This is a genomic window from Candidatus Gracilibacteria bacterium (assembly GCA_041660965.1).
Classification (GTDB): domain Bacteria; phylum Patescibacteriota; class Gracilibacteria; order BD1-5; family JAGOOR01; genus JAGOOR01.
Map to the genome: position 1 here is coordinate 165,064 of JBAZVH010000002.1, position 23,125 is coordinate 188,188.

Annotated in this window: 20 protein-coding genes; 12 read left to right on the forward strand and 8 right to left on the reverse strand. The window is 41.0% G+C overall.

Annotated features, from left to right (window positions below; translation table 25 throughout):
* Positions 1-26 precede the first annotated feature (26 nt).
* Together WC753_04180 and WC753_04185 are read right to left on the reverse strand one after the other, a co-directional pair.
* Positions 27-1,295 carry a putative peptidoglycan glycosyltransferase FtsW gene (locus WC753_04180; GenBank protein MFA6080644.1) on the reverse strand — a complete coding sequence of 423 codons (1,269 nt, stop codon included), beginning with the start codon at positions 1,293-1,295 and terminating at the stop codon, positions 27-29.
* 7 nt (positions 1,296-1,302) lie between these two features.
* Positions 1,303-2,451: an aminotransferase class V-fold PLP-dependent enzyme gene (locus WC753_04185; protein ID MFA6080645.1), complete on the reverse strand. Its 1,149-nt coding sequence runs from the start codon at positions 2,449-2,451 to the stop codon at positions 1,303-1,305.
* A gap of 225 nt (positions 2,452-2,676) precedes the next feature.
* On the opposite strand from WC753_04185, the gene WC753_04190 reads away from it, so the two are divergent.
* Positions 2,677-4,086: a DEAD/DEAH box helicase gene (locus tag WC753_04190; GenBank protein ID MFA6080646.1), complete on the forward strand. Its 1,410-nt coding sequence runs from the start codon at positions 2,677-2,679 to the stop codon at positions 4,084-4,086.
* A gap of 178 nt (positions 4,087-4,264) precedes the next feature.
* Here the strand turns inward: WC753_04190 and WC753_04195 are convergent, their stop codons facing one another.
* Positions 4,265-6,781, reverse strand: coding sequence for a DEAD/DEAH box helicase (locus tag WC753_04195; GenBank protein ID MFA6080647.1), 2,517 nt, complete (start codon positions 6,779-6,781; stop codon positions 4,265-4,267).
* A 78-nt stretch (positions 6,782-6,859) separates the two neighbouring features.
* Between WC753_04195 and WC753_04200 the strand changes: the two genes are divergently transcribed.
* The 5 genes from WC753_04200 to WC753_04220 all read left to right on the forward strand — a co-directional run bounded on the left by WC753_04200 (position 6,860) and on the right by WC753_04220 (position 10,198).
* Positions 6,860-7,153, forward strand: a complete 294-nt coding sequence (locus WC753_04200; GenBank protein MFA6080648.1) for a DUF1232 domain-containing protein — start codon at positions 6,860-6,862, stop codon at positions 7,151-7,153.
* A gap of 3 nt (positions 7,154-7,156) precedes the next feature.
* The gene (locus WC753_04205; GenBank protein MFA6080649.1) at positions 7,157-8,473 is read left to right on the forward strand and encodes an S-layer homology domain-containing protein; all 1,317 of its coding nucleotides are present in this window, start codon (positions 7,157-7,159) and stop codon (positions 8,471-8,473) included.
* A 59-nt stretch (positions 8,474-8,532) separates the two neighbouring features.
* Positions 8,533-9,318 (forward strand): hypothetical protein, encoded by a 786-nt coding sequence (locus tag WC753_04210; GenBank protein MFA6080650.1) that lies wholly within the window; start codon positions 8,533-8,535, stop codon positions 9,316-9,318.
* Between the two features lie 266 nt (positions 9,319-9,584).
* Complete coding sequence (locus WC753_04215; GenBank protein ID MFA6080651.1) at positions 9,585-9,866, forward strand: hypothetical protein; 282 nt, start codon at positions 9,585-9,587, stop codon at positions 9,864-9,866.
* A gap of 83 nt (positions 9,867-9,949) precedes the next feature.
* The gene (locus tag WC753_04220) at positions 9,950-10,198 is read left to right on the forward strand and encodes a hypothetical protein (protein ID MFA6080652.1); all 249 of its coding nucleotides are present in this window, start codon (positions 9,950-9,952) and stop codon (positions 10,196-10,198) included.
* Between the two features lie 53 nt (positions 10,199-10,251).
* Here WC753_04220 and WC753_04225 read toward each other — a convergent pair whose 3' ends face one another.
* The 3 genes from WC753_04225 to WC753_04235 all read right to left on the reverse strand — a co-directional run bounded on the left by WC753_04225 (position 10,252) and on the right by WC753_04235 (position 12,356).
* Complete coding sequence (locus WC753_04225) at positions 10,252-11,052, reverse strand: hypothetical protein (GenBank protein ID MFA6080653.1); 801 nt, start codon at positions 11,050-11,052, stop codon at positions 10,252-10,254.
* Complete coding sequence (locus tag WC753_04230) at positions 11,039-11,638, reverse strand: sigma-70 family RNA polymerase sigma factor (GenBank protein MFA6080654.1); 600 nt, start codon at positions 11,636-11,638, stop codon at positions 11,039-11,041. Before WC753_04230 ends, WC753_04225 begins: the two co-directional genes overlap by 14 nt.
* 67 nt (positions 11,639-11,705) lie before the next feature.
* Positions 11,706-12,356, reverse strand: coding sequence for a hypothetical protein (locus WC753_04235; protein ID MFA6080655.1), 651 nt, complete (start codon positions 12,354-12,356; stop codon positions 11,706-11,708).
* A gap of 200 nt (positions 12,357-12,556) precedes the next feature.
* On the opposite strand from WC753_04235, the gene WC753_04240 reads away from it, so the two are divergent.
* From WC753_04240 to WC753_04250, 3 genes are read left to right on the forward strand one after another with little or no spacing between them, the layout of a single operon-like run.
* Positions 12,557-13,099: a tetratricopeptide repeat protein gene (locus tag WC753_04240; GenBank protein ID MFA6080656.1), complete on the forward strand. Its 543-nt coding sequence runs from the start codon at positions 12,557-12,559 to the stop codon at positions 13,097-13,099.
* 53 nt (positions 13,100-13,152) lie between these two features.
* Positions 13,153-14,313 (forward strand): hypothetical protein, encoded by a 1,161-nt coding sequence (locus tag WC753_04245; GenBank protein ID MFA6080657.1) that lies wholly within the window; start codon positions 13,153-13,155, stop codon positions 14,311-14,313.
* Positions 14,300-15,886 carry a hypothetical protein gene (locus tag WC753_04250; protein ID MFA6080658.1) on the forward strand — a complete coding sequence of 529 codons (1,587 nt, stop codon included), beginning with the start codon at positions 14,300-14,302 and terminating at the stop codon, positions 15,884-15,886. Before WC753_04245 ends, WC753_04250 begins: the two co-directional genes overlap by 14 nt.
* A gap of 151 nt (positions 15,887-16,037) precedes the next feature.
* Here WC753_04250 and WC753_04255 read toward each other — a convergent pair whose 3' ends face one another.
* Positions 16,038-18,017, reverse strand: coding sequence for a DUF87 domain-containing protein (locus WC753_04255; GenBank protein ID MFA6080659.1), 1,980 nt, complete (start codon positions 18,015-18,017; stop codon positions 16,038-16,040).
* 204 nt (positions 18,018-18,221) lie between these two features.
* Between WC753_04255 and WC753_04260 the strand changes: the two genes are divergently transcribed.
* The 3 genes from WC753_04260 to WC753_04270 all read left to right on the forward strand — a co-directional run bounded on the left by WC753_04260 (position 18,222) and on the right by WC753_04270 (position 20,172).
* Entirely contained in the window at positions 18,222-18,497 is a 276-nt protein-coding gene (locus tag WC753_04260) for an HU family DNA-binding protein (GenBank protein ID MFA6080660.1), read from the forward strand.
* A gap of 121 nt (positions 18,498-18,618) precedes the next feature.
* Positions 18,619-18,942 (forward strand): hypothetical protein, encoded by a 324-nt coding sequence (locus WC753_04265; GenBank protein MFA6080661.1) that lies wholly within the window; start codon positions 18,619-18,621, stop codon positions 18,940-18,942.
* A gap of 99 nt (positions 18,943-19,041) precedes the next feature.
* Complete coding sequence (locus WC753_04270) at positions 19,042-20,172, forward strand: hypothetical protein (protein ID MFA6080662.1); 1,131 nt, start codon at positions 19,042-19,044, stop codon at positions 20,170-20,172.
* Here WC753_04270 and WC753_04275 read toward each other — a convergent pair.
* On the reverse strand, positions 20,150-23,032 hold the full coding sequence (locus WC753_04275) for a hypothetical protein (protein ID MFA6080663.1): 2,883 nt from the start codon (positions 23,030-23,032) through the stop codon (positions 20,150-20,152). The two genes, WC753_04270 and WC753_04275, sit on opposite strands and share 23 nt — an antisense overlap.
* Between the last annotated feature and the right edge of the window lie 93 nt (positions 23,033-23,125).

The window sequence follows — 23,125 nt, forward strand, 5'->3', positions numbered from 1 at the left end:
ATTAGCGAACTTTGCAATTATTTCGTCTAGACAAATGGTGGAATATTATTCAATACATTTTTTCGACCAGAAAGTGTCCGACTTCTTCCGAAGATAAAGGGTAGTAATGTGGATGTATAAGCTTTTCCTGATTTTTCACGTGAGATAGCCAAGAGTATACCTGCAGCCGTCATTGTGGAGAGAAGAGAAGACCCTCCATAGCTTACAAATGGTAGTGTCAGACCAGTGTTTGGAAAAATACTCATATTGACGCTAATATTGACTATCATCTGCCAGGATATCCATATGACAATACCAAAAGCGACATATTTACCAAAATCATCTTCACAAGCCAGCACAATAAGAAATCCACGATAGGCGATAAAGATATAGAGAGAAATGAGGACAAAAGCGCCCAGAAATCCAAGCTCTTCCGTAATGACAGAAAATATAAAATCTCACTGTGGCTCAGGGAGATATCAGAATTTTTGTATCGAATCACCAAACCCGAGACCTGTAAATCACCCACTTCCTATAGCGATAAGGGCTTGTTTGTTTTGATGGTGCATGGTATTGTTTTCGATGGCAGACTTATTTGCTGAGAAAAAAGAGTCGACACGATCGTGGATGTAGGAAAATCTACTTCTCTGATCGGGGGTGCTATAACTTCATAGCAGGTAAAAAATAGAAGCGATAAAAAGCCCTACAGTCATCAAGATACCAAGTATTCGTATATTGCCACCCGCGACAAAAAATATAGAGACAGCAATCGGTATTATGATAAGGAGTGCTCACAAATCTGGCTGAAGAAAAACGAGAATAACTGGTATGACAATACTGAGTCAAAATGGTATAAATCCCTGCTGTAAATCAGCCAGGGAATTTTTGTATCGACTGCAAAAAGAGGCGACAGTGAATATGATGGAAAGTTTCAAAAACTCTGTTGGTTGAAGAGAAAATGGAAGTCATGGAATCTCAAACCATCCTCGGGCACCATTGATTTTTATGCCAAATATCAGTACGGCTATCAGCATACCTATAACGAGTGCTGCTATGATTTTGGTATTTTTTTTCCACCAGAGGTAGGGGATTTTTATGGCGATCAGCATCGCAGAGAGTCCGATTCAGATTTGCAGGATATTCCGGAAGATAAATCTCCAATTATTTGGTGCCTCTATAGTACCAGATGTCACGAGCTGTTTCGTGATACGATATGAATCATAGACACTCACTGAGCTAATCATCACCGATCAAAAGATAACGAGTCAGAGTATCGCAAATAAGAGGGGATAGTCGATGTCCTTGTGTTCTTTCATGGGGTAATTATATGAGTTCTCTGAGTTTACTGAAAAAATAATCTATCTCTTCCTGTGTCGTCTGATAACCGATACTGATACGTACTGTCCCAGATGTTCCCCACGATGTATGGAGTGGGCTGCAACAATGATGACCGCTCCGTACGCAAATACCGTATTCTGAGAGCGCTTCGGCGATATCATTGCCGTGCTTGCCCGTGATAGTAAATGACCATATTCCGAGAGCATTTGGCGTATCTGAATGAAAGATTTTTATCTGATCGGATGTAAATGACTGAAGGCATTTGTTGGTGTAGCTTATGAGCTCTTTGTACTTGAGATGTACATCTTCACTCATGCTCGAAAGTACATTGATAGCTGCCGAGATGCTGACAGCACCAGTGATATGAGGTGTTCCTGGTTCCCATTTTTCTGGGATTCCCGCCTGTTCGTGGGTTGTTTCAGAGACAAAATTGATCGCTCCACCACCACCTATCGGTGCATCCCATGCCTTTTGGAGCACTCTCCAGAGGGCTAAAACACCGATACCAGTATCTGCCATCATCTTGTGTCCAGAAAAAACCATTGCATCAGCCGAGAGGGCTCGCATATTCATCGGACCATGTATCGCCATCTGTGTCGCATCGATGAAGAAGAGCCGATCTTTTCCGATAATATCTCTCACTTTTTCCAGTGGATGAACTGCGCCAGTGACGTTGCTCGCGTATTGGAGACTCACGATCTTGACCGTATCGTCGAGGAGCTCCTTGAGATGCTCCATATCGATTTGAAAATTTTTATCAAGTCGTACGAATTTGATAGTGACTCACAGACGTTTTGTGATAAGTTGCCAAGGGACGATATTTGCATGATGTTCTGAGAGTGAGAGCAATATGGTATCTCATTTTCCGATAATACCGTTGTGTTCGATAGCAAGTGCGAGAATATTCATCGCATAGGTGGCTGAATAGGTGTAGAGGACCTCAATGGGTTCACATCCTATCCACTCGGCAACTCTTTTTTTTGAGTTATGGTAGTACTGTTGCGCTTCCTCTGCGAGCGTGTAGAGACCTCTGCCTACATTGGCATAATGTGAGAGCTCAAATTCCTCTCGTGCCTGTATAACAAGAGGATGTCGTGGCGCTGTGGAGGCATAGTCGAGATAGACTGTTTTCATATCGCACTATTGTATCGAAAATGTGATTTTCGCAAGTTCTGAGTGAATCCTTATTGAGTATTTCGATATGAAAATAAAATTTTCTCTTGTCAAAATAAAAAAGTTTATATACTTTAGGCACAACATTACCTACAACGTTTCGTTTGTTCGCTTTTCGAGAATGAAGTTCTATCAAAAAAATTAGGACCGCATCTCACAGCGGTTCTATTTTCTTTCTCTTTTTTTATGTGAGATTTTTCAGGTTTTTCGGGTGGTGGTCGTGATGCTCGTTCTGGTTACCAGCACAAAACTGGTGGTGGATACAGCGGTGGTAAGTCAGGTGGCGGTCGCTATGGTGATCGTGATGCAGGAGCTCCAGAGGAGCGTTCTGGTTTTGGTCGTGCCAGTTTTGGTGGTGGATACAGTGGTCGGAGTGGTGGAGGAGGTGGGAGTGGATATGCTCGCCGTACCCAATGAGGTGGCGGTCGATATGGTGGGGGTGGTGGCGGTCGTGGTGGACGTTTTTCTCAGAAACAACCGAGTTACAAGCAGTATATGTTTACTCCACCTGAGACAGATGGTGAAATAAACAAGCCAGCATACGAGGTACTACGTACGTTTGCAGAATTCAATCTTAATCCGATTATTCTCAAAAATATCGAGAGAAAGGGTTATGAAAAGCCAACAGAGATCCAAGAAAAAACTATTGATGCGATTCTCGCAGGACGTGATGTCCTCGGTCTTGCGAATACTGGTTCTGGTAAAACAGCAGCATTTTTTCTCCCACTCGTACATCGTATGCTCGAGAATCCAAAAGGGAAAACGCTCGTTATGGTGCCAACGCGAGAGCTCGCAGATCAGGTACGAACTGAGTTTCAATGGATTGCTCATGGAGCGTACCTCCGATCGACTGTGGTCGTCGGTGGTGCGAGTATGCGTGACCAGATGCAGGATATCCGTCGTGGTACACATTGTATCATCGCGACTCCAGGGCGTCTCAAGGATCTCTATGATCGAGGTGTTATTGATTTTTCTGATTTCAATCATCTTGTTCTCGATGAGTTTGATCGTATGCTGGATATGGGATTTATCGATGATATCAGAGAAATCGTCGCTATGCTTCCTCAGGAGCGTCAAACTCTTCTCTTCTCAGCGACGATGTCACGAGATATCGAGCGACATGTCAATGCTATCCTCCATGATGAAGTCAAAATCCATATCACGAGTGAGCCGGTTGGTTCACGTATTGTCCAAGAAGTGATGTTTTATACGACTATGGCCGATAAACGTGATAAAATGCATAACATTCTCATCAACGATAAAGCAGGAAAATACCTTATCTTCACTCGTACAAAAGTCGATGCAGATATTCTCTGTGATGACCTCCGAGCCATCGGTGCACCAGTCGATGCATTGCACGGTGATAAATCTCAATTTCTGAGACAAAAGATTACACGAAAATTTCGTGAGAATCAGATATCTATCCTCATCGCAACGGATGTTGCGGCTCGTGGACTCGATATCCCAGATGTGACCTGCGTGGTCAACTATGGTGAACCAGCGAATCGTGAAGATTATATCCACCGTATCGGTCGTACTGGCCGTGCCGGCAAGACTGGTAAGGCAATCACGTTTGTGAAAGCTGGGGAACGATAAAAAGTTATGATGGCAAAATGCCCCCTTGATAAAGGGGGGTAGGGGGGATTTTCACTGAAAAATCTTACAATCCTCCGCTCTTGCAGGGCACCTCCTTTCTCAAGGAGGCATAGCTCAAACAGTATTTCCTCTCAGACTCTCATTTCTATTTATGAAGAGAATCAATCATTTTCTAACTCTATTTTACCAATAAATATTCCAAGAATTTCCCGTGATTCAAAAATGCTTTTCTCGGGAAACAAATCTTTTTTCCTGAGACGACTTCTGCCGTTTGTTTAGTATCATTTTTGAGAATCATTTTCATGGCTTCAATAGTTTCCGTGCCTTCTCGTGCCCATTCGAGGGTATATTTTCCGAGCTGCATATTCACACGTCGGATGCCGAGGGCGGAGAGATGGAGGCGGACACGTATGAGGAGAAAGAGGTGATCAATCGACGATTGTTTTACATCGATACGACTCTTGAGAGCATCGATAATTTCTTGAAGTTCCTCATCATTGCGAACACTTTCGAGTTCGCGATAAAAATGAATTTTTTCCACATCGGAACTAAATGCTTCATCTGGGATATAGGCAGTAATAGGCAGGTCAATCACGGTATCAACTTTTGTGACTTTTTTCCCAGACTGGAGTTCTTCGATTTTTTCTTCGAGGAGCTTGAGATAAAAACTCACACCCACATCACGTGTCTTCCCAGATTGTCGCACACCGAGCACATCACCGACTCATCGGATTTCCATATCACGAAGCGCGATCTCAAATCCAGCACCGAGATGCGTATGATTGGCTATCGTCATTAGTCGTTCACGAGCATCGTCTTTGAGTTCATTATTGCGATAGAGGAGATAGCAAATACCTGAGACTTTTCCTCGACCGACTCGTCCACGGAGCTGATGGAGTTGTGCAAGGCCAAAATCTTCCGCTTCATCAATAATAATAGTATTCGTATCCAAGAAATTAATCCCATTTTCTATCACGGTCGTCGTGAGGAGGACATTGTGCATTCCGAGTTTGAATTCCATAATTCTATCCTCAAGTTGGTCTCCTGGGAGTTGCCCATTGGTGATAACTACTTTTGCCTTTGGAACGAGCGATTCAATTTCTTTTTTGATAATCGGGAGTGTTTCAATGGTATTGTGCACAAAAAATACTTTGCCACCACGAGCGAGCTCTTCCTCTATCGCTTTTTTGATAATCGTCGTTTCATAGTGTCCGACGACGGTCTGAATCGGCGTCTTACCAACGGGCGGTGTCGCGAGAATAGAGAAATGTTTCACACCAGAGAGTGCGAGATTTAAGCTTCTTGGAATCGGTGTTGCAGAGAGAGCTAGGGTATCGACTCCTGACTTGAGCTTCAGGATTTTTTCTTTATCGGTCACGCCAAATTTATGTTCTTCATCGACGACAACCAGTCCCAAATCAGCAAATTTGACATCAGGGGAGAGCAGACGATGTGTCCCAATAACACAATGAATTGATCCATCTTTGAGCCCTTTGAGTACTTCTTTTTCTTCTTTGGTCGTACTCATACGAGTCAGGAGTGCGACATTGATACCAAACGCTTTTACCCGTTTTGAAATCTCCTCAAAATGTTCGTAAGCAAGCACGACAAGAGGGGAGAGGAAGATAGTTTGTTTATGATTGAGAAATGCACGATATACCGCATGAAGCGCGACCTCCGTTTTACCAAATCCCACATCACCTGAGAGAAGCCGATCCATCGGATGTTCACTCTTCATATCAGTTGTAATGTCGAGAATAGCGCTCTCTTGGTCGGCAGTATGTCGGTAGGGAAATGCAATATGAAATGTCTCTTCTTTATCAGGAAAATCAGGCATTGCAATCCCTCCTGCCATCCGACGAGCAGCGTGATTTTCGAGGAGTTCTTCTGCGATTTTTTGTATCTCATCTTGTGTTTTTGCGAGTGTTTCTTTCCAAGCAGGCGAACCAAGTCGTGTGAGTTTCGGAGCATTTTCTCCGACATATTTACTGATACGATGGAGTTCGTCGACAGGCACAAAGAGTTTATCATCATCAGCATAATCTATCTGGATATATTCTCGCTCCATACCAGATAAACTGTGGCGAATAATACCTCGGTATATTCAAACTCCGTGAAAAAGATGTACGACCGGATCGCCTGATTTTATCTGTACCAGGAGGTCGAGTTTTGGACGTTTTTTCCTGCGAAAGATACCACCAAGCAGGGGTCAGAGCACTTCATCGGTGATGACGAATTCTGAGTCCTCGTTTATTTCGTTTAGTTGGTTTTGTTTGTTTCATTGGTTATCCGAACCGATATTTCCTTCACTTTGCATTTTGCATTTTGCATTTTGCATTTTTGTGCGAAGCACAAACGAAGGTCCTCAGAGTTTCCACTCATATATGCTTACATCAAGTGAATTATCCTTGCAAAATTTCTCTATGACACTCGGTTGCTTCGTGATAATCGTCACTTTTTTTTGTTTTTTCACCGCATCCACGAGCTCTGTGAGCGTATCAAATTCTAGTTGTTCTACGAGCACCTCCTCACTCGCATCTCGTCGTATCTGGTTAATCTCTATCGGGCGGTATACCTCTCGTATCGCGTCAAAATCTGGCGAAAAATCCAGTCCCAGAGCCACTGTCTTCATCCCCTGAATCGCTGTCAGAGTTTCATTTTTTTCTGGTTTTTGCATATCACCTTTTCGTGCCATAAACAGTAGCACTATACTATGGGAAATAGGGAGAAAGCAAGAACATTGTATCCTCAGAGAAATCCCTATACTATTCATATGAAATTCTTTCAGAAAATCAAAAACATATCTTCCATTGTTCGAGAAATCAAAATACTGTACTTGGCATATACCGATAAACGGACACCGCTCAGCACCAAGATAGTCGCTGGTGTTTTTTCTGGAGCGTACTTATTGTATTTTCTCGACTTGATTCCAGACTTTCTCCCTGTTATCGGGATTCTCGATGATATCGTTATTATACCTCTGATAGCTGCATTTATCTCTCGATGGATCCCCCAGGATATTCTCGATGAAGCACGCAAGCTGATTGTAAAAAATGAACAAAAATAATATATGAAAAAAATAATCCTTCTTTCTTCTTTCTTCTTTCTTCTTTCTTCTTTTTGAAATATCTTCGCAGCATTTACCGACACACAGTACTCGTGGTATCGAGATGCTATCACTACGCTCGAAAAAGATGATATTATTGCAGGTACGAGTCCGTGAGTTTTTAGTCCTGATCTCCTCGTCACTCGAGCAGAGATACTGAAGATGCTCCTCAAAACGGCTGAGGTGAAACTCCCTGATGTTCCAATCGAAAAATGCTTTCCTGACGTGGAAATAGATGCCTGGTATCATCCATTTATTTGTGGGGCGCACCAGCTCGGTATCGCCAATGGTTTTGAATCTGGAAAATTTGGTCCAAATGATACGGTTACTGTTCTTGAGGCGCTCGCTTTTGGTCTCAAGACATTTGGTCTAGAAATCAAGCCAGATACAGATAGGCCATGGTATATCCCATTTCAGGATTTTGCAGATACCAATAATATTCTTCAGACCCACGGATACACGCTCGGGACAAAAATCTCTCGAGCAAAAACAGCTGAACTCATCATTCGCTTGCGAGAATACAAGGTGAAAAATTCCACCCTCAATTACAAAAGTAATGGATGTGCGGTCAATGGAAATCTTGGCACAAAAAATATCATCAATATCAATGATAAAGAGAGAGAATACAATCTCGCAGTGCCGAGTAATTATTCTCGTGACAAAGAATATGGGCTCATTATCTGAGTGCATGGTCGGACGAATAGCAAGGATCAGGTACAGGCATATATGGGTCTACAAGGTCGCTCACAGGATGATTTTATCGTTGTCTACCCTGCAGCCCTCAGGAGTGGCTCCAGCTTCTCATGGAGTGAAAAGGACAATCTCACATTTTTTGATGCTATGATACTCGAAGTAGCAGATAACTATTGTGTCGATCGAGACGATATTTTTATCGTCGGACATTCACTCGGTGGGTGGTTTACTCAGAAACTGGCATGTCTCCGAGGAGACCTCGTAAAAGGTATGGTCGCAGTAGGTTCTGGCGGATACAATGGCGAATGTACTGGTCCTGTGACGAGCTTATTTTTTCAAAATGTGAATGATCAGCTTTCTTCGTATGCTTCAGGCAAAAGTGCTGAAAAGATTCGTCTTGCTGTCAATCAGTGTGAAGACATCTCTGAGACGGTGGTGATAGGATCTCATACTTGTACCAAATATGCGAGCTGTTCACCAGGGAATTCTGTCGTATGGTGCGAAGGGTATTCGACCTATGGCAATGATCCCCATAGCTGGCCACTCTCAGGAGGAACTGATATCGTGAATTTTTTGAAGAAAATCTAAGAGGTGATAATTTGACATTTTCTGTAAAACAATATAGTTCACATACATAACATATGTCTATGAATCTTTTTTCCCGAACAGTCCTTGCGCTGACTGCGAGTGCAGCATTCTCGTCTGCCGATCCTCAAGCAGAACCCGTAGCAGATGCTACAAATGCTACACAAGATAAAACAGAAGAAGTCCTCCGACATACTCAAACAGCAGAATTTTTACAACATAATAAAACAGAAGAAGCTCTGCATGCGAAAAAATATCATGTCTTCTGAAAAGTAACTCATAATCCGGAACAAGACGCTGTACTCAATGCACTTACGCCATATATCTGCACTGTAGTATATAGCAATAGACCACCAGAAAATACTCTCTTTATGACATTTTCACAGGATGGTACCTATACGATTGGCTGAATCACTCTCCAGGTGAAGGAGGGGGAGATGATGGGTATTGATGCTAATGGAAAATTGGTAATGATGGAAATGAAACTTGCTCCTATTGCTTATCCGCATCGGGCAGCAGATGATACACGAGGCCTTACTGTGCCAAAATGAATGGAAGCATCTATACATGCAGTGATTGCGGGTGGTATTATTTCAAAGATTTCTATCAAAGATGGGAAAATCACATCTGTTGAATGACATCATATGGTTCTTAATCCTCGTCATTCTCTCTCAAATCAGATAACATGACCTATGAATTCGATGACGTTTGATGAAAAATGACAGGTATCTTTTGTGTCATGAAGTGTACTCTGAGAATGAACTTTGAGACATGCGGGACATCCCTGTGACAATATTACGCTCAAGGATGGAGTGATCACCCAGAGAAATGGAAAACCCATAGAATAATAAAAATCTTTCTATTCCAATTTTTGGCTTCGCTTTGTACTTTTGCTCACAAAAGTACCAAAATGATTTAGGGGACAAAAACTCGCTATGTTCCAGGTTCATCACAATTCTGCAAGTCATTCCGCTCAAACAGTTTGTCCCCTAAAAACCCAATTCAGAATCGCGTCTTTTTTATAAAAAGATGTTTATATGTTCTTGCAATACTATTTTTTGGTCTATGCTTATAGCAAGAGTGTCACTCTTGTCCTCTTTCTTAATTTTTCTCTATGACAAAATACTGGTTTCGACCCAAATACTTTGGATATGGTTTAGTTCCTATCTCTTGGCAGGGGTGGGTGATGACATTGATTTTTGTGGGCATCCTCTACGTATCGGCCTATGTAAATGGTTTCACGGATACTCAGATTTCTACGATTCCGACGTCTCGGGATGAATGGAGATTTTTACTGGATGTGCTCGTATTCACGACGCTCTTTATGATTGTCGCAAAAGATAAAACCAATGGTCCAATACAATGGAATTGGAAAAAGACGGGAAAGTGGTTTTAAAAAATTGACAGAAAAAGGAAGAATATATTGACAAAGTATTTATATCAATACTATATATTTACTTTAATTAATAAATTAAAAATATGTCTTCCCAATTCGCATCTGCTGAACATAGTGCTATACATACTACAAAGGACTTATTAACTGAAGAAGCACGCCTGCGCCTCAATAATAAAACTCAATATGTGAGTGCTAATATGGCACAACTTGTAGCGACATCACAAAAGAATCATTCTCATGGAGATTTATTTACTCGTCTCCTTGCTGGTGCTCTTACACGTGGAGAAAAGAGAAGAATACGGGACCTGGCTACGAAGGATGGATTGCTCTAGTACTAGATAATATACAAAAACTTCGCATTTCCGAGTCGCAAATATAATACAATTTATTCTCTATTCTCGCCACTAGGAGGTGTTGGAGGCATAAAGGCGCGTCAACACGATGCGTCTTTTTTATTTTTCTTGCATCCTTTTTGAGGTGGAGAATTGATATCTGTTGCCTCAAATACCTTTTCTTTATCTTCTGTATCATTTTCTTTGATTTCTCCCATAAAGAGCATTGGTTGTCCCTTTTTGAGATTTTTTTGTGTTTCCTTGCATTCCTCATTTTTACAATTCAGAGAGACTTTCCATATTTTTTTATCAGGACTTTTTATCGTGTAGCCATCGTCGGTGATGGATTCTATTTTTCATGGTAGGAGACCAAGCTCTGGAAGAGGCATTCATTTTTGAAAATCTGCTCGCATTCGTCCATACGGAGGGACGAGGCGTTGCATTTGTTTCTCCCCGAGAGAATTGATCTTGGTCCTATGGAGAGCATATCCTCCAGTGAAGGATCCGAGAATGAGCATTCAGACTATCCAAACAGTTGAAACGCGATACCCCTTCTCTGTCTTATAAAAAACGAAATAGGCAATAATAACACACACAATAGATCCGAAACCCCATAAAAAAGGCAAATAGGGGAGTACTCTCATCGGTCATGGAAGTGGCATCCATTCCATATAGGGACGTTCGGGCATACCCATCTCGAGAAATATGAGCGATACTCCGATAATTCCAATAGTGAGCGTGATAAAAAAACATATCCAAAGGACTGCATGGAGACCGATAAAACGCCATTTAGATCGAGGAATAATCTTTTGCGAATGGATTTTCGCAAGTATTTTTTGGCTAAGTTGTGACATAGTGGAAAAGATGAGAAAATTGTGGCTCTGTGGTGAGGATAGAAAATTGTTTTTTGGCTCGATTGATGAGGGTTCAGACGGTGCCTATGGGTATCTGTAAGATATCGCCGATTTCTTCATAACTTTTTCCTTCTATAAATGCGAGGATGATGACGGTGCGGTATTTATCTGGAAGGGATTGAATAATAGTTTGTATGGCTTGGTTCGTTTCGTGAGCATGGAGGTTTCAGATGATACTATCATCACTTGCGATTTTTTGTATGAGTGCTTGGCTTTCCTCATCTTCTATATCGAGACTGAGGTGATTTTTTTTGTTTTTCTTCCGGAGATGATCGACAGAGAGATTATGAGCGATACGATAGATCCAGCTTGAGAATTTTAGTTTTGGATTATAGCCATTGAGACCTTGGTATGCTTTGATAAAAACTTCTTGTGTGATATCCTCACACATTTCATGTTCATCACCTACCATACGTCTGATATAACGCGCGATAGGCACTTCATATCTATCGACGATATCTGCATAGCTATCAGGATTTTTGAGTGTTTGCGCGACGAGTTCACTATCAGAAAGAGTTCACTGCATGGAGGAAGTATAGTGATAGAGTGCAAAAAGCAAAAATCCCCCACCACTGGTGGGGGATTGGAGGAGACTAATCTTTGTCTCTATTACCACGGTTTTTGTCCTTTCATATGTGGTTTCCATTTTCTCACATCATACCGCCCATACCACGACCCATGATACCTTCTTTCCCAGGTCATTTTGGGAGGGTACCATCAGCTTTGTATCGTGTTACCATTTGATCAAAACGCTTTTTCATCTGAGTTGCGTCAGGAGTTTTTCATTCAAAACCTGGATTATTACCTTTGAGTGTGGTCATCGCTGCTTGCAGGTCTGTATGTGCTTTTTGGAATGCAGCGAAATCATTATTTTTGATAGCTGTTTCGATAGCAGCTTGAGCGGTTGCTTGAGCTGCATGGATAGCTACCATATCTTTGAATTCCGCTTCATCGGGTATTTGAGCGATTTTAGCCGTACGAAATGCTGTGTAGTCTCCAGCTGTAATAGCATTGTCTTCAGCAGTTCGGGCGGTGTTTTTTGCTACCATCTTTGCGAACTGTGCTTCCGTGATTTTTGCTTTCGCTGTCGCAGAAAGTCCCGCATAATTATTTGTTTCAACAGCAGTTTTTACAGCCGTGAAATCTGCTTTGTTTGGGAGGGCATTTTTTACTCATGCAAATGTCAATGTGGTGAGTGCAATAGTAGCAAAAGCTACTCATGCGGTAAGAATTTTTTTGTTCATAGATAATAGGTAGGGAATAAAATAAAACGATAAAAGAAAAAAAGGATGTATGGATGTGCAGTGTGATCAAAAATGATGGCAAACAATCTGCGAACTCCAAAAGTTATATATACTTTTTCGTCTCTATCTGGTAATACGTAGGGAGTTCCTTTTTCTTTCAAAAAACTTGTACTCAGGCAAAAATTTCTATAATAAGGAGTATGACTCGACAACCTCTTCCCATCATCGATCGTATCGAAGAACTCAAGGAACAGAAGCGATATTCCGAAGCACGTGTCGTACTTGAGTGAGCTATTGCACGCTATCTCGACAGATATGAGCTCTATGAAGAATTGGCTGACGTCTATATCTATGAGGGGGAGTATGATAAAGCGACTCTCGCTCTCGATCATGCTGAAACTCTGCAAAAAAATTCTTCGACAGGTCTGTATCTACGAGGGTATATGGCGCTGATCAATAATGACTTTTCGACGGCAATATCATTTCTCGAACGTTCCAATATCACATCACCCAACAATCCAGAAGTGCTTCGCAATCTCGGTTGGGCATATACGATGATTGGCGATATCAAAAAGGGCGTTATTCTCCTCCAGCGAGCCCTCAATATTGCACCAGAAGATGAGCTCATTATGGAGGATTTGGGAGTCGCACTTTTGACACAAGGAAATATCCAGGAAGCTCGCAAATATCTCGTGCAAATCGGTAGGGAAGATCATATTACGAATATGGGATTTCCACTGTAGTACAGAGCCGAGAAGATGCAGGATATAAAAAGTGATTTTAAAATTGTTGTATAATGTTTCATACTAATTTTCTTCAAGACAATCAATCGTATCTCGTAGCTGATTACGATCCATTTTCATTGACGGTTGGCGTTCTGACGTTCGAAAAGAGAAAACCAAAACTCGTTCATAGCGTAAGGACATTTTTTGCGCCTCATGAGCGTGGATTTCATCCGCATACTTTTGAGAGAAACTTCTTACAGGCCTGTGAACAGCTGTCTGAAAAAGTCCCAGAGCTTCCCACAGAAGTCTGCGTGTTTCTCGACCACAGTAGTATGGTTGCCACGTCTGTGAATTATACATTCCCGCGATCCAATTCTGCCTATCCAGTGGATATAGAAGAGATCAATGGCTATGCACGAGAGCTTCTCAGACAGGCAGATCATCAAGCCAAAAAAATATGGGTAGAGGATTCCGGGTATCTCGATCAGGATCGTCGTCTGCTGTCCCTCTTTTTGACACATCTTGCGCTCGATAAAAAACATCATCTTTTTCCTATTGGCAAGATGGCATCGCACGTGACACTGGGGTGTTTGTTTTTTTACGGCAACAAATTTCTTATCGATGGTATCCGAAGAAGTATCGAGCTCGCTGGGTGTACACTTTTGACGTGTGTTCCACTCTCGGTCGTATTTCTCAATCACCTGTGTAATCAAAAGACATTTCATGAGAGTCATCTCCATATCCATCTCGGATATGATGCAACTTCTGTGATGCTCCATATCGGAAAACAGGTCCATGAAGTGCAGTCCATTCCTTTTGGATGGAAGGTGCTCGATGAATATCTCGCTCTCTATCTTTCGCCACTTGAGCGAGAATCACTCCTGATGAAGGATGACTATATAACGATCGAAACCTATGAGGAATATAGGATATACACTACTATGCTCCAAGCATCACTTCAGGTACTTTTTGAGCGGTTTTGATTGCAATGGAATTTTTCCCATATTTCTCTCTCTAGTCAGTGACCGGTGCATCTTCTTCAGGGCATTATCTCAAACGGATGACTCTCTCCATGGGTTCAAAAAAACGCAACATTTGAAAAACTCCATATTGATCCCACCAATCATTGGCTTCATTATTGTGATACCCTTGACCCGCTTTTTTCTATTCATCCGCACCCACTCCTAGCCCTCGTACGTTCTGTATTTATTACTCCTCATGAAAATACTTAATTGGACACATCCGAGTGATTTTTTGAAACTCATAGAGGGCCTTTCGCTACCATCTCTGGAGCATGAAGTAGTCATACAAATTGGTCGTCATTCACATGCTGGTTGGTATCATATCGCTCTTATTGCGAGATTATTTCCGCATAAACATATCATCTGTATCTGTCGGGACCAGCGTATTCGTCTTCTCTTGAAGCAGTATTGATTTTCATCATATATTTCTCTGCAGAGGATTCAGGATATTCTCCCAGAAGGTGCCGATATCCTCCATGAAAATCTATGACCATTGGATTATATTCGTTTTTGTAGTTCTCGTTGGTTGGGGCGGAGCATCTCCTGGATGAAAGACAAAACTCCTAAAAAAAAGCTTGATATCTTTACTGTGAGACATTCTTCTTGGTACGTGCTTTTTCTCGGCATCGTCGTGGTACTCCTCCTGATTATCGGTATCGTGAGTCTTACGAGTCCTCATGCGACCATTATGATTAGTCCACAAGTCACTCTCCAAAATGCCATCTGAAATATCGTTTTTATGTCCGAAGACTCCATCACGGCCGAGACACAAGTACCTCTCCGTAAACAGATTTCTCCTTTTGAAATACAAAAAAAATATACTGTGACAACCTATGATATATCGAGAGTTCGTCGTGCCTCAGGGAAGATAAAGATCACAAATACTCGGTCAGAATCTCTGAAACTCAAACCACAAACTCGTGTTGCTTTTGAAGATGTGATCTATCGCACACAAGGATGGCTGGAGATACCAGCAGCCCAGGATTCAATTCCTGGAGAGATAACCATTGGCGTCATGGCAGATGCTATGGGCACAGCCGGACTTATAGGTGTAAAAGGTAATATACCAGCTGGTACCGAGCTGAAATTCCCAGGACTTGAACCACAGGTTCACGAGGGTGTCACAGTCATCAGTACTGAGGATTTCCGAGGCGGAGAAGATGGATTCTTTCCTCTCCTCACAGAAGAAGAAAAAAAGCGCATAGAGAAACAGTTTCATGAATATTTTCTCACAGCAGCCCAGGCAAGTATTGAGAAAAATTTTAATACAAATGCTGATTTTATTCCTCTTCCTCTTTCAGAAGCGATTACTCCTTTTCAGATAGACATCCAATCTGATCAGGCGGTAGGATCGACAGCTCCGGAGATCACTTTTACGGGGAAAGGAGAATTTCTCATGTATCTCTATGACAAAAATAATCTCAGAAAAATTCTCGTCAAACTCGCACAATCACATCTGCTCCGCGGAGTGGAGTCCTATACGGATACTTTTCAGCCACCGGTAATCGTTTCAGTGCTCTCTCGGTCAAAAGATCCAGATCCATTTTCCATCAAAGCGACAGCGCAGATAGAGATCCAAGTACTCTATGATTTCGAGAGCACAGCTGGGAAAAAGACGGTACAAAATATCCTCTCCGACCTCCTCTCAGCAGAAAAGGACAGAGTGGAAAAAACCCTCCTCAACCATCCATACATAAAGGATGTCCATATACGACTCACACCTTTTTGGTCAAAGAAACTCCCGAGCTCGCTCGATGCTATCGATATTCAGGTCGTGAAATAGAATAGATAGAGCAGAAGTTAGAGCTAGAGAAAGGTATGTATTTTAATAATATAAAATACAAAACACAAAGTACAAAGTGAAGGAATTATTGATTTGGGTAACTTATTAAACCTATGAAACCTATTAAACTCAGTAAACCTATGAAACTTCCCTAATTCCCCGCGGTAATAATCTTTTCCTCAAAGTAACTTCCGAGTATCTGGATACCGACGTGTTCGGAGCCAGCGAAGAAGAGTCCTTGTCCGACTGGGGAATTGAGGAGAATATATTTTTCTTGTTCTGTGAGTTTAAACACATTTTGCATGGCATCTATTGAGGCGGGAGATTGTTTGAGGAGTATCTGAAGTGACGAGTTGGTGACGATGGCTTTCCCGTGTTCATTATTGACGAAGTCTTCGACATCTTGCGTGATGGTTGTAACCCCGAGATGATATTTTCGTGCTCGTTTGACGAGTCCGTGGAGAAATCGCCCACTATCCTCATATTGCATGATATTCCATGCTTCATCGACGACGAGGATACGTTTGCGGTTTGATGAACGTACGACATTCCATATATATGACAGTATGATATACATGGCAATAGGTCGGAGTTGCTCATCGAGATCTCGAACTGAATACACTTGTAATCCTTCACCAAGTGTCACATTTGTACGTTGAGTAAAAAGTCCACCGAAGACACCGCTCACGTATTTTTCGAGTCGTTGAGCGACTTCATTGCCTCCTTCCATAGTTTCTACCACTGAGAGTAGGTCAGACATCACAGGGATTTCTTTGCCGACGATATCATCATCTTCAAATGTGATACCCTTGAGACTATAGGTGATAACAATAGCTTTTTCGAGGATGGCTTCTTCTGTGGCGGTGACTTTTCCGAGCATCAGCTTGAAGAGTCATACCAAATTGATAATTCCTCAACGGAGGAGATCGCCGGGGTGACTCTCATAATCCTTGAACGGAAGAGGCAGGTCAAATGGATTGATACGTTGTGTCGCATTGATACTGACATTGAGATAGCTTCCTCCTACGGTATCGACGAGATTTTTGTATTCATTTTCAGGATCGATGACGATGACGTCGTGCCCGAGCATCAGCGAACGCAGGATTTCGAGTTTTACTGCAAACGATTTACCTCCTCATGACTTCGCGAGGACGACCATATTGGCATTTTCTGTACGGAAACGGTCATAGATAATGAGCGAATTATTGTGGGTGTTGATGCCATAGAGCACTCATTCGTCCTGAGAGAGTGTCGCAGACGTAAATGGAAAGGCAGTCGAGAGACCTCTTGTTGAAATATTTCGATATACAGATACTTCGTCTCGGCAAAATGGTCCTGTGGCTGTAAATCATTGTTCTGCCCTCAGAAGAGCCGGTTTTGTGAGGATATTACGTCCATGGAGCATATTTTCTATATCATTGGTCATCTTGAGGAGCTTATCTCGGTCATCAGCGTACAGCGTGACGTAGATAGAAAAATGGAAGTATTTTTCTGATCCACGCGTGAGGAGATTACGTAGTTCTTCCACATCTTGGAGTTGTGCATCGATATAGGGGTCTGAAGTAAGCCCTCTCTCTTGATTGAGATATTTCTCAGATTGGAGTTCTGTGAGACGTCTTTTGAGGTATTTTTGAATTTTTTGAGAATCTGTCGGATAGACAAATATCGAAACATCAAATTTTGCATCCCAGTTAATCAGTGGTGAGAGCCAGTTGCCATCGAGAAAGTCCGGATAGGCATACGTAAAGAGCGTCTTACAAAACGTATCATTGACCTGTATATCTTGCGGAGTGACTTTCATCATAGCAGGAGCGATAGCATCTTTGATATAAGCCAATGCTTCATGATACATTCTTTCTCATTCTATGAGATCTTCTTTGGATGCTTCTGGTGTGATATCTTTTGATGATGAGGGGGGTGTTATGGTATTCTTTTTTTCTTCAGGAGCCACTACAAGTATTGTATTATCAGGAGTGAGTACGGTTTTTTCTGAGGAGGTTTCTATCGGATGTTCCTTATCTCATACGTGTATTATTTCAGCATCTCCAGTGATCGATTGGGAGAGGAGCTGGGTGAGCGATGTGTAGTCTGTCTGGTTCATATAGTTTCATCATATCACGTATTGTTTCATATTTCAAATAAAATAGCTCTTTTTCTCTTTTTGAAACTTACTAAAACAACCCAAACAGCATAAAATATATTATAATACATAAAATATTTATCATTGTAAAGAAGAAAAGTCCCATTTTAAAACGAAAACAGCTAAAAAATGCTTGCATTTTCTTTTGAGTTCAATAGTCTTCCTACGTCCCGTTATTTACTAACCCTCTTTTTTATGAAGAAACAGGACCTTATCAAGACTATGGCAACTACTGCCGGTCTCTCACAGGATGCTGCTGCTAAGGCACTCAAGGCATTCATCGACGTCACAACTAAAGCCCTCAAAAAGGGTGATACTGTTGGGATCACTGGTTTCGGTACTTTCCGTGTTGCTCACAGAAAAGCTCGAATGGGTGTTAACCCACAAAAGCCTACTTTGAAGATCAAGATTGCTGCAAGCAAATCTCCTTCTTTCAAGGCAGGTAAGACTTTCAAAGATTCTATTAAGTAGTTTTCTTTTACAGTTAAGCTCCTCCGAAAGGGGGAGTTTTTTGTTGCTCAATCCCGTTAAATATATTTGACAATAAACTATGTTCAATTAGAATAACATTCTTATATTTTTAACTGTAAATATGATTTCTACTACTATATGAGGCAGTTTCGGGGAAAGAGTTCAAGTATTTGGAGAAGGGGCTGAAGCTCAAGGGTGGTCTTCTGCGGTTCAAGAACAAGAATTCTTGTGATTAATGGAAGGTGTAGAATTAGGTATTCTACAATTAATTGATGGTCAGACTGTATTTGCCGAAATTCGAGAAAGAGTTATCTGCGTATGAGAGGATAGAATAAATATTCCAGACAGCAGTATATTTGCCGATGCTTCTACGCTTATTGCACATATTAGGGATAGAACTGGTTTGCTTATCGAGAGATTAGAAGTATTAGAACCAATACAATAAGCTTTTTATACTGATCATTGGATGCAGAAATAAGACTTAAGATTTTTTTTATGACTCTTATTTAGTTTTTTCTTGTTTCTCAATACAATACAAACAATTATGTCTAAATACGTTTTCCTCCTGGGTCGTGAGCCAGAGCTTTCGCTCGCTGAACTCTCGAGTCTTTTTCTTTCTGTCAAAAAACAGGGTATTTTTGCTTTTGTGGAAACTGAGAAAGACATTTCATCGCTCATAACCTCTCTTGGTGGTACGATAAAAATAGGAAAAATACTGGCTGAAAGTGTCGCAAAAGCTGATCTCGAAAAAGTATGTGTGGAGACTATTCTTCCTGTGCTTCAACCAGAGAAAAAAACCAGAATTGCGATTGATTCCTTCGTTCCTGGACTGAATACGCTTGTATTTCGAGTGAAAGACGCACTAAAGAAACAGGGGCATTCCATCCGAGTCGTACAGCATGATACGACTGGACGTGTAAAAACAGCCACAACACTTCACGAGAAACTGATAGAGCGCTGATATGAGATCATGATTTTCATAGGTAATACTGGCTATATCATCGCTCAGACCATCGGAGTCCAGGATATTGACGCTTATACGCATCGCGATATCGGGCGAGAACGCTCTATGACCGTCGGGATGATGCCACCGAAACTTGCGCAGATAATGCTGAATCTGGCGACAAAAGGGGAGAGAGGGCTTCAAATATGGGATCCATTTTGTGGGCTTGGGACTACGCTTATTGAAGCATTTCATGCAGGATATATACGACTCTTAGGTTCTGATATTTCTGACGATATGATAGGAGCGACGACGAAGAATACCACAATCTTTGAGGAGATACATTCTGAAGTCTTTTATCAGGATGCACGGCATCTGGATACAAAGAAATTGACGAATCCTACAGTCATTGTCACAGAAGGAATGCTGGGGCACAATTTTACTCCATGAACCCTCACGCATGTCTCTGCAATCAAAGAGCGCACTCTCCTCGAAACGCTGTACAGAGAATTCTTTGCTGCTGCATTTCGTAATTCTGCCGTTCAGACTATTGTCTGTTGTTTACCAGTGTGGAATATCGGACGAGAAAGTATCTCTATGCCAACTCACAGCATATTAGCGCCAGACTGGAATATCGACCCACTTTGCCAGCAGTGACGACGCTACCTCCTCCATGCACGACCGGGACAGAGCGTGACGAGAGAGATTCTTATTTTGCGACGAGCCCGGTAAGATCCTCTACCCATCCAGCACAATAATCTCGATAGGACAGAAGGACTTGTCTTGATCTGAGTATCTGGATAAATTCATCCAGAAAGCTATCAGTAATATCTTCTCTAACAATTTTTCTATTATTCTTCTCTTCGAAAGCAGCGACTTCAAATCGGAGAGCATGGTATACAGCGGATCCATAGAGAAATGGGGCACGATCCTGAATGCCAGATTTTCCATTAAAAAGTGTTCTTAGTACGCGTTCTTTGATAATGTTTTTTCTTTCAGGAATATTGAGACTGACATAGTCTTCGTCTGAACGATTTTGAGAAGGTTTACAAATAGAGGTGTCTCATACAAAAGTGTAGGTGTTTCTTCTATAGAGAAGAGCGACCTTTTCTACTCAATATTCTCTTTGTGCAATTCATATAGCTTCTGCGAGTCATTCGGTTGAAATGCCCTCAATAATCGTAAAGGTAATCTCATCGTCATTTTCAACAAGCAATCGAGCTGTTTTCTTGTCTAGATCTCGACGATATGAATTTCGAAGTTTTTGCGTATTTTCTTGCACGGTTGTTCTCCTGATAATACCAGAAATTCACTTTCCGTTTTTTACATATTGATAGATAAAATTGAGAAGAGCATTTTCAATTCTTTGTGCTAACAGCGTAGCATTATCTGGAAGTGGTGTCTTTTTGACGGCCCTGAGTTCGATTATAATCTTAGGTTTTAGGGTAAGTGCTGCAAGCCAGTTTCCTTTTGAGAGCAAAGAAATACTCTCTGGTATTTGATCTTTTGATAATGCTCCACAATAGAGATTGAAAGGGATAGTATCTCTAGAATAACCTTGTGAGATTTCCCTAATTCATGCAAGAAGTTGATGGATATCAATATTTTTATCAATCTGAACTGCTGCTCTGAGTGCACTATTATCATCTGTATCTGAAGGAGAAAAACCTATTGCCGAGAGCTGATTATCTATCTCTTGCCTCTCTCTATGTTGAGAGAGTAAATGAAATATCACACTGAAATAGTCTTGTATTTTTTGTGATGTCTCTTGTGTTGTAATCCATTGATTCTGTTTCTTCTCCGCTGTCCATTGTAGCATAGGACCATATTCTTCTGCGGATAGTTTTTTGGGGGTATAGTCCATTTCTTCCAATTCTTCAACGGGTATTGTGAGTGTGAGTATTTGTGTTTCTTTATCCCAGAGGTGATGGTCCAAAAAGAAACTTTGTAATTCATTAGCATCTTTTTCTAAAAACATCTCTAGAGCTGTTTGTAGATCTTCTTTCTCAGACTCTTTTGGGCTTTTTGATTCTTCAATAGCAATAGGAGGAGGTACCATTATTGTTTGAGGAGGAATAGGAGGGCTTGATGCGAGTACTTTTACCACTCTTTCTCATATTTCTGCTACCACAGGCAGTTCTTTTTTCTCTTTTGGAATAACAAAGTGTTCTGTACGAAATTCTTCCGATTTTCATGTTTCAAAACAAACAGTAATACCTATTTGATATTTCTCTCCAGCAACATATGCAAGAGGTTGTCCGAGTAAGAGGGGCTTATTGGTACTTATAGTCTGATTTGCAAAAGCATCTTTCGAAAGATAAAGAGTATCTTTTATAACTCAATTGTAGATACCAAATCCTGCAACTTTTCCATTTTTATAGATTCGAATCTCGATTCTCTTTGTTTCTGCTGGTAATCATTGAGAAAAATGAAGTTCATTTGCATCTAGAGTAAATATAATTCATAAGAGGGAAGGTGTAGTATCTATTTTAGTAGGAGGTGTGGGAGTAGCGAGTATTCCAATAACCTTACTTGGTACTTTATCAACTCTTTTTGATGATGTTGCCCATCGATCAAGCAGAGTATATAGTTCAAGAGGCAGACATTTTCGGGTATCCTCGGAAGGCGCATTATCTACTAATAGAGATCATGTAATACTAAATGCATAACAGAACACCTTACTAATCTCACTTTCTGGATCGAGTAATTTTTCTCTGTATTTTTTCATCCACACTTTCCAGACAGGTCTATAGTTTTCATGTGTTGCAAGAGACTGTATAGTAGGGGAATAACCATATATATGAGTCTGACATAAGAAAAAATTTAATCAATCTATATCAAGTTCTGGTCTTTTACTAGAAGCTGCATTGGCGATAAATATCTTCTCATTACGAAGTTCCAGTCACCATTTTTTCGCTTCTTCGAAGAGTCAAAACTTAGTATCTGACATTCGCATATTTCATCGATTAGTTCAGCCACTTGAAATTTTTGAGAAATTATCTCATAAAATTTTTTTTATAAGACTTATATATCGTCTTCACCAGACAGTCGTTATTTGAAATTCTAGTTCATCAGTTATAAATTCTCGTATTGCCTCTCTTCCGTCAATTACCTCCTTATACTTTGCTTTTATTTCAGCATGTTTTCTCTCTCTGTATACCACGATAGCAAAACAAAGAACCACAATAGTATTATCAACTGTTTGTGATATATATGCCAGTAATTCTTCTTGCTGATTTCTGAGTTGCTTTTCTGAGAATCAATCCATGGCTGGGGTTACAATTATAGCATCTATGTGTTCCCGCAACAAGCAAAGGGGCCATCGCCACATGAGAGGATATCGATCAAATATTGCCATAATGGTATCTTGATTTTCCATCAAAAAGTCTCATATATTCATCGTTTCAATATTACGAGTTTGAGGAATAATATCGCTATATAATTCAGTTAGAAGACTCCTGGCCTCTGCATAATATCTGTCCGGTAGTGTATATTCTTTTAAACCCAGTTCTGCAGACAATTTTTGCGCATCAATATCATTCGAATGATGGAGTTCGGTTGGCTCTAGTTCTTGTACACGAGAGTGATCCATAGTAGAGTAGTTTACCTTGACAAGCAATAATCCCAATAAGAGAATTGCTATATCTATTATTTATATTGTAATATACTTATATTTTTTATTTTG